The 7,811-nt window shown below is 32.7% G+C and carries 12 protein-coding genes and 1 pseudogene; 7 read left to right on the forward strand and 6 right to left on the reverse strand.

Translation table 11 applies throughout. The features are described from left to right. Window positions 1-85 precede the first annotated feature (85 nt). Window positions 86-187: a transposase gene (locus tag ACI32A_RS06325; RefSeq protein ID WP_439754203.1), complete on the forward strand. Its 102-nt coding sequence runs from the start codon at window positions 86-88 to the stop codon at window positions 185-187. A gap of 18 nt (window positions 188-205) precedes the next feature. Here the strand turns inward: ACI32A_RS06325 and ACI32A_RS06330 are convergent, their stop codons facing one another. The 4 genes from ACI32A_RS06330 to ACI32A_RS06345 form a co-directional block, all read right to left on the reverse strand. After that, on the reverse strand, window positions 206-979 hold the full coding sequence (locus tag ACI32A_RS06330; protein WP_439754192.1) for a carboxymuconolactone decarboxylase family protein: 774 nt from the start codon (window positions 977-979) through the stop codon (window positions 206-208). Next, entirely contained in the window at window positions 976-1,443 is a 468-nt protein-coding gene (locus tag ACI32A_RS06335; protein WP_439754193.1) for a flavodoxin, read from the reverse strand. The genes ACI32A_RS06330 and ACI32A_RS06335 overlap by 4 nt, the downstream gene beginning before the upstream one ends. Before the next feature lie 92 nt (window positions 1,444-1,535). Further along, window positions 1,536-2,414, reverse strand: coding sequence for a LysR family transcriptional regulator (locus ACI32A_RS06340; RefSeq protein ID WP_439754194.1), 879 nt, complete (start codon window positions 2,412-2,414; stop codon window positions 1,536-1,538). 10 nt (window positions 2,415-2,424) lie between these two features. Beyond that, entirely contained in the window at window positions 2,425-2,751 is a 327-nt protein-coding gene (locus ACI32A_RS06345) for a winged helix-turn-helix transcriptional regulator (protein WP_439754195.1), read from the reverse strand. Window positions 2,752-2,860: 109 nt separating this feature from the next. Between ACI32A_RS06345 and ACI32A_RS06350 the strand changes: the two genes are divergently transcribed. Continuing rightward, window positions 2,861-3,214: a cupin domain-containing protein gene (locus tag ACI32A_RS06350; protein ID WP_439754196.1), complete on the forward strand. Its 354-nt coding sequence runs from the start codon at window positions 2,861-2,863 to the stop codon at window positions 3,212-3,214. A gap of 34 nt (window positions 3,215-3,248) precedes the next feature. Here ACI32A_RS06350 and ACI32A_RS06355 read toward each other — a convergent pair whose 3' ends face one another. Next, window positions 3,249-4,007 carry a DeoR/GlpR family DNA-binding transcription regulator gene (locus ACI32A_RS06355; protein ID WP_439754197.1) on the reverse strand — a complete coding sequence of 253 codons (759 nt, stop codon included), beginning with the start codon at window positions 4,005-4,007 and terminating at the stop codon, window positions 3,249-3,251. Between the two features lie 274 nt (window positions 4,008-4,281). Here ACI32A_RS06355 and ACI32A_RS06360 point away from each other — a divergent pair, with 274 nt between their 5' ends. The 5 genes from ACI32A_RS06360 to hxlB are packed head-to-tail and all read left to right on the forward strand — an operon-like array spanning window position 4,282 to window position 7,483. Further along, window positions 4,282-4,800 (forward strand): RpiB/LacA/LacB family sugar-phosphate isomerase, encoded by a 519-nt coding sequence (locus ACI32A_RS06360; RefSeq protein WP_439754198.1) that lies wholly within the window; start codon window positions 4,282-4,284, stop codon window positions 4,798-4,800. Window positions 4,801-4,809: 9 nt separating this feature from the next. Beyond that, window positions 4,810-6,168, forward strand: a complete 1,359-nt coding sequence (locus tag ACI32A_RS06365) for a PTS galactitol transporter subunit IIC (RefSeq protein ID WP_439754199.1) — start codon at window positions 4,810-4,812, stop codon at window positions 6,166-6,168. A gap of 19 nt (window positions 6,169-6,187) precedes the next feature. Next, window positions 6,188-6,484 (forward strand): PTS sugar transporter subunit IIB, encoded by a 297-nt coding sequence (locus ACI32A_RS06370; protein ID WP_439754200.1) that lies wholly within the window; start codon window positions 6,188-6,190, stop codon window positions 6,482-6,484. 8 nt (window positions 6,485-6,492) lie between these two features. After that, a complete protein-coding gene (locus tag ACI32A_RS06375; RefSeq protein ID WP_439754201.1) occupies window positions 6,493-6,948 on the forward strand; it encodes a PTS sugar transporter subunit IIA in 456 nt (151 codons plus the stop codon). After that, complete coding sequence (gene hxlB, locus ACI32A_RS06380; protein WP_439754202.1) at window positions 6,941-7,483, forward strand: 6-phospho-3-hexuloisomerase; 543 nt, start codon at window positions 6,941-6,943, stop codon at window positions 7,481-7,483. The genes ACI32A_RS06375 and hxlB overlap by 8 nt, the downstream gene beginning before the upstream one ends. A 96-nt stretch (window positions 7,484-7,579) precedes the next feature. Here the strand turns inward: hxlB and ACI32A_RS06385 are convergent. Next, window positions 7,580-7,811 (reverse strand): annotated as a pseudogene (locus ACI32A_RS06385) (hypothetical protein); the annotation flags it as partial.

A 7,811-nucleotide genomic window follows, 5' to 3' on the forward strand; every position in this document is an offset into this window, starting at 1 on the left:
CAGGAACACGAATCTTTGTTTTTGGAAGTTTGAGCATACCATTTCTGAGAACTGCGTCCTGATTGGTAAACAGGTAGGTGGTTGTATCACCTTTACCAAACCACTATTCTGGACAAACAGCTATTTTCTTGGATCAGTTGGCAGTCATACAACAGAGATTGTAAAAGAGTACATCCAAAACCAGTGACGCTGAATTCACCACCCCCTATGAGGACGGCGTACTCTTCTTATTGCTTATAGAAACACGTTCTAACCATTCATTGAAACAATCTTGTCCTGGTATTTCAATAGCTAAGTGAGAAAACCATTCATCTTTTGTAGCTCCATGCCAGTGTTTAATACCTGCTGGAATATTGATACAATCACCTGGTTTCATCTCAATAACTTCTTTTCCTTCTTCCTGATAATATCCTTTTCCAGCTACACAAATCAATATTTGTCCTCCACCATTTTTAGCATGATGAATATGCCAGTTGTTTTTACAACCAGGTTCAAATGTAACGTTATATATACTTATTTGTTGTGTTGAAACGGGAGCTAAATAACTTTTTCCAGTGAAATAAGGTGCATATGTATTGTTAGGCTCTCCAATTGGAAAAATCATTTTCTTGGCATGGGCTCTCATTTCTTCATTTTCATAAGGAAGATCGTTTTCATTTACTTTCCATATTTCTTTAGCTAAATTAAAAACAGCCCATCCTTTTGGCCATCCGACATAAAAAGCAACATGTGTAATAATGGCTGCAATTTCTTTTTGTGTAACACCATGGTCTTTGGCATTTTGTAGATGAAAACTTAAAGATGAGTCTGTAATTCCAGAAGCCATCAATGCGACAACTGTAATAATGCTTCTCGTTTTTAAATCAATATCTTGATTATTCCAGTTTTCTCCAAATAAAATATCATCATTATAATGCGCAAATTCTGGACCAAATTCATTTAGGGCTTTTCTGCCTGCTGTTTGTACTATTTTTTTCATAGGCTTTGTATCCATTCTATAACATTCTTTTTATTTACCTGATGAAATACTTTTCCTTCAATTATTGTTGCCTCACGACAAGAAGACTGTAATTCACAGACTGTATTTCCAAAGCCACTGCCTCCAGAAGTCGCAAATAAAATAATTTTTTTATTGGAGAAGTCATAGCTTTCTAAAAAGGTATTGATAATAGTAGGGGCAACATACCACCAAATAGGAAAGCCTAAATAGATTTCTTCGTATTCTTCTATAGAAATGTTTCTTTTCTTAATTTTTGGTCGAAAACTTTTATTTTTCATTTCCACACTGCTTCGAGAATTCTTATCCATCCAGTTTAAGTCTTCCTGAGTATAAACTTTTTCAGGTTCAATTTCAAATAAATCTGCCTTAAGTTCTTCCTTCAAGATTTGTGCTGCTTTTTTTGTTGTTTCGGTTGCACTAAAATACGCTACTAATTTTTTCATGTCATACCTCCAAAAAAATGTGTAAAAATTTTTACACATTTATTATAGGATTCTCTTTTTTAAAATGTCTAATACCTATATTCAATCGTTTTCTATGCCTTATAGGCATTAATCTCTTCAATGAATTTTCGCATAGCTAAAGAATAAGGAATATTTCTTTTCCAGGCTATAACGGTATTCGTACTTATATTTGGATATAATTTCTTTTGAATCAGTAAATCTTCTTTCCAATATTTAGCCGCTCCTTCAATAGATACAGGATATCCCAGTCCATGCATTGCCATAATGCCTGCATTTGTACCTAAATTACTTGTAAAAGAAATATTTAACGTATTGAAGTCTTTTCCAAACCAGTTTGCGAGTTCACTTTGCACATTGAGTCTTTGGGGAAGAATTAAAGCCTTATCCAATAAATCTTCTTTCAAGATATATTCTTTATTGGCTAAAGAATCATCGGGTCTCATGCCCACTACCCAGCAATCACTGTCTTTTATGCGAATATAATCTAGTCCTTCGGTATTGACTGGTTCTAGAAACAATCCAATATCAATCAATCCCTGGTTCATCATTTCATATATGGAATCAGCTGTAGCAGTATGCAATCGAATTTGCACTCTTGGATATTTTTCTTTAAATTTTTTACATATTTCAGCTAATATTTCAACAGCCGTAAATTCTCCACAACCAATGGTAATATTTCCTTCTACGTGTTCTTCTTTGGTCATTAATTCATTCATCATTTTTTCTTCTAAATCAATGATTTCCAAAACTCGTCTTTTTAATAATAAACCCGTTTCCGTTAATGTTACATTTCTATTTCCTCGAATAAAGAGCTCCTTTCCAATTGATTCTTCCAATTCTTTCATTTGTCTGGAAAGCGTAGGTTGCGTGATATTTAATTGTTTAGCAGCCTTGGTAAAATTTTGTTCCTTAGCGACCATTAAAAAATAACGTAAAATTCGAATATCCATATAAGTCCTTTCAATTCATCAATGATTTATAATACTTTCCAAAATCTGCTAAAGCATCCATGATCGGTAATAATTTTCTTCCTAAATCCGTTAATCCATATTCCACTTTCGGAGGATTTTGATGATAATCATGGCGATAAACGAGTCCATCTTCAATCATTTGGCGTAAACTATCTGTTAATACTTTTTGTGAAATGCCTTCTAAGTCTCTTTGAAGTTCATTGAAACGCCATGGACGAATTTGTAAATTACGAATAATTAATAATTTCCATTTTCCGCCAATCAAGTTAACCGAAGTTGCGACTGGACAAATTGGTAGTTCTTCTTTTGTTTTCATACTAAAATTTTAACACATTCATTTTATGGTGTACAGTAACAAAAAAGTGCGTACTTGTTTTTATATGTATATAAAATTATCATTATTTCGTAACTTAGGAGGAAAACATATGTCAAATTACACCAAAACAAATATTGGAAAGGAAGGTCGAGTTGAACTTCATGATGCTTTATCTTTAACAGGTGCTGAAGTGAGTATCAATACTTTACCAACTGGTAGTCATATACCTTTTATTCATTCTCATAAAAACAATGAAGAAATTTATGGTATTTTATCAGGTAAGGGAAAAGTTATAATCGATGATGAATGTATCGAAATAAAGGAAGGAGACTGGTTGAAAATCAAGCCTGTGGCTAAGCGTCAATTCTTCGCTAGTGAAAATTCATCCATTTCTTTTGTTTGTATTCAAGTCAAAGAAAATTCTCTGGATTCTTTTACAGTAAATGATGCCATTGTTTATTAGTCAAAAAGATGAAGATACAATTCTTCATCTTTTTTTATTCACTCAAAATAACATTTGTATGTTTTCGAATTTCTTCCACTTGTTCCAGGTCAGCTTGTGCATTGGTAATCAAAGCTGTTATGTCTTGCCAATCACAGATTTTGTATAAACTATTTCGACTGAATTTTGTATAATCAGCGACTATATATTTTTTATAGGCATGTTTTATGATGGTTTGATCGATAAAGGCATCGGATGAAGACGGTGTAGTGGGTCCATCAAAATTTGAAAATCCATCGGTTCCTATAAAAGCAATATCAACATGTATTTTTTCAATCGCATTGATTGTCCATCCTCCAAATACAGAAGAACTCTTTGAGCGAATTCTTCCTCCAAAAATAAAGACTTGATTATCTGAGTTTTGTAAAACATTTGCGACTGGCAAAGAATCAGTAAATATTTTGTATCCGGATTTCAATGCCAATATTTTAGCGATTTCAAGTGTTGTACTTCCTGTGGCAATAATAATTGAACAATTATCTGGTATTAATTCCATGGCTTTTTTAGCGATTGCTTGTTTTGACAAATTATTTTCTTCTTCTCGTACATTAAACGCATATTCAATGGCATTTTGTTTGATTGTTGCCCCTCCATGGCTTTTGATTAACAATCCCTGGTTTTCTAAATAACTAAGGTCTTTTCGTATTGTTTCATAGGAAACACCATATTTTTTGGAAAGTTCACTAACATAAACGGTTTCGTGAATCTTTAATTCTTCCATTATTTTTTTTCTTCTTTCTTCCATTAATTGCATCTTTTATTTCTCCTTTAAATAGATTACTTGTATTTTATCATAAGTTGGTTTTAGTTGGCAATATTTTATTTTATAGGTTTTAATTGTTATCAGAGTTGTTTTTAATTGGCTTTAATTGAAATTAAATCCTTATAAAACCAATTAAAAACAACTTTTACCTATTGACACCAACAAAAACAAAGTGTATATTAACACCGTAAGGAAGCTGGAAAGGGCTTCCATACAGAAATAGCAGCTGTTATAAAATCAATAAATTAAGAAAAAGGAGGAAGTTATGAAAACAAAGATTGCAATTGCTTGTGATGATTTGGGTTTTGAAAGAAAACAAGAAGTTATTCAATATCTTGTTTCCGAAAAAAACGCAGAAATTGTTTATGATCCAGTGAAATGTAAAGAAGATGGTATTAATACCTTTGCAAAACTGGCAGATGAAATGTCAGAACTAATCCAAAGAGATGTTTGTCGTCTAGGTATATATATTTGTGGAACTGGAATCGGATTCACTTGTCAAGCAAACAAGCATTGGGGAATTCGCGCTGTTCCCGTTAGTAATCCATATACTGCAAAGCGTGCAAGACTGAGCAACAATGCTCAAATCATCGGTTTAGGTTGTCGTGTAAATGGAATGGAATATACGAAAATGATCATCGATGCCTGGTATGATGAGCCTTTTGATTTTAAAACAGCTCGTCCAAATTCAAAAAAGAATTTACTGGAAGCCAAGAAAAGTGATGATGAATGTTTAGTAAAGCCTGTGTATGTATCATGGAACATGGGATTTACAGAAGATTAGGAGGAAACCATGGAATTCATTACTACATTTATTAACGATTTAGGTAATTTTATCTTTATCCCATTTATTTTTCTGATTTTTATGAAATTATTGAAGAGACCTTGGGCCGAATGCATTCGTTGTTCAATGAAAATCGGAATTGGATTTATTGCCTTGTCTATGACAGTGAACTTTATGCTTGATAAATTAGAACCTGCGATTCAAGGAATGGCAAATAATTTAGGTTCTTCTTTAAATGCGATTGACGTTGGAGGAGCAGCAACCGCAGTCATGGGATTTGGTTCAGAATTAGGAGCTATCATTATTCCGCTTTGTGTTATCATTAATGTACTCATGCTGGTTTTAAAATTAACAGACTGTGTAAATGTGGATTTATTCAATTTACATCAGAACGCATCCATGGGAGCTATTGTATATTATTATTCTGGTAGTTTATTATATGGAATTTTAACAGCTGGTTTATTTCATGTATGGGCATTAATTGCAGCTGATTTAGGTGCAGATCAAAATAATAAGTTCTTCAATTTACCAAAAGGTGTATCTATTTCCCATCCAGTCGCAAATACATATTTATTATTTGCGTATCCATTTAACTGGTTATTTGATCACATTCCATTTGTAAAGAACTGGAACGTAGCAGCTGAATCCATTCAAAAGAAATTTGGATTATTGGGAGATCCAACAATGGTAGGATTTATCATTGGTGTTTTAGTTGGATTAGCTGGATATGGTTTAGATGATCCATATACTTCTATTATTTCCAGTTTACAATTAGGAATGTATTTAGCTGCCATCATGTTATTGCTACCAAAAATGACTTCTATTATGATGGAAGGACTGGTTCCATTATCAAATGCAGCACGAAAATTACTTGTCAAGAAATTCCCAGATCGTGAAATCACAGTGGGAATGGATACTGCCTTAATTGTAGGAAATCCATCTGTAATTGCCCCTGCATTGTTGCTGATTCCAACAATTTTAATTATCGCTGTCATCTTACCTGGAAATATTGTATTGCCTTTAGGTGATTTATCACAATTTGTATTCTTTATTGCTTGTATGCTTCCAGTATTTAATGGAAACATCATTCGTACATGGTTATCCAGTGCTATTTTATTCGGTGGCGGTCTATATATTGCTTCTTGGATGGCTGTACCTACTACAGAAGTATTTATGAAATTCGGTGCAGGTGGCCAGGCAGGTGTCTTATATTCTTCTCTGAATCCAAGTGCCAATCCATTTACTGGTTTATTTGCAGTTTGTTCAAACGTTGGAATCGGTGCTTATATTTTAGTTGGTTTATTATTGGTTTCTATTGGATATTTATTACGTAGAAAACGCATGACTAAAAAAACAGTCGAAGCATAGAAAAAAAAGAGAAAAAAACATGAAAAAAGTATTAGTTGTTTGTGGAAATGGAATTGCATCTTCCTCTATTATGGTGGCAGCATTAAATGATTATTTACAAGAACAAGGTTTGTTCGCTGAAGTTGACAAAGCATCTTTGATTGATTTATGTGGAGAGGCCGGTGCAGCTCGCATCAATTCCTATGATTTGCTTGTATCATCTACAAAAATTGACAATCCAAGTGTAACTATTCCTGTTATTATTGGTGTTGGTTTATTGACTGGAATTGGAGAAGATGAAGTTTTAGAAAGTATTAAAAAAGAACTTCTTAAATAGGTGAGACAATGAATATATTTTTTACAGAAAAAAATGTTTCTTCAAACAAAGAAGCTATCCAAATTGCAGGGCAAAAATTATTAGATAATCAATGTGTTATCAAAGGCTTCATTGAAGCTTGTATTAAAAGAGAAGATCCTTTTCCAACTGGATTAGAACTTCCTTCTGGACAAGCAGTTAGTATGCCTCATGGGGAATCACAATTCGTTTTACAAGATAGTATCAGTATCGTAAGAACACCGGATCCTGTTATTTTTCATAGAATGGATGATCCTGGACAGGAAATACAATGTCAATTAATTTTTAATCTTGCTCTATCTTCTGGAAACAAACACATTCAAGTATTACGACAATTGATGAGACTTTTCCAAGATGAAGTATTCATCAATCATTGTTTGCAATATACAGAAGAACAAATTATTCATTATATGCATCAGCAAATAGACGTGAATGATCATGAATAAACAAGGAAAAATAATTATTGATGAATTAACAATTGTGAATGAAAAAATAGACGAAAAACAAATCAATGAATTCATTCGCTACATTCATCAATCAAGTCACATTTTTTTAACTGGCGCAGGACGTTCAGGATTGGTTATACAGTCATTTGCGAATCGATTACTTCATTTAGGATACTCGATAAGCGTTGTCGGAGAAATCAGTTGTCCACACACAAATCAAGGTGATTTATTAATTATCAGTTCTGGATCTGGTGAAACAAAAAGTTTGATTTCACAGGCACAGACCGCAAAAGAAAATGGATTAAATATTGTATTAATTTCAACAAATAATAATTCCTCTCTAGCACATTATGCTAATTTAATTATAGTGATTCCTGTTCAATCTAAAGATACAGAAGGTTTTACAGTACAACCAATGGGTACATTATTTGAACAGTCTTCTCTTATTTTATTTGATAGCATTGTATTAAAACTTATGAAAGACAAAAAAGAAACCAATAAAACGATGCGTCAAAGACATGCGAATATCGAATAATCTATAAACAAAAAGTCTGTTACATATTTGCTTTGTAACAGACTTTTTGTAGATATGATTTGATTCAATCTTCGCTTTTGTTGTTAGTTATGAACATCAATAAAAAGCCAATAATTCTTTAACATAATCCACATCACAATTTAAAGCTTTCGCAATAAATTCATCCTCAGAACCCATCTTTTTTAAATTCTGAACCAATGTAACTTTTTCTTCCAGTTTTCCTTCGGCTTTTCCTTGAGCTATGCCTTCAGCTATCGCTTTATTTCTAAATTGTTCTAAAGCTTCACACATATCACTTTCCTCCAAATCTATTGTTTTAGCTCTTTTT

Source organism: Floccifex sp., from assembly GCF_051873555.1.
Lineage (GTDB): Bacteria > Bacillota_I > Bacilli_A > Erysipelotrichales > Erysipelotrichaceae > Floccifex.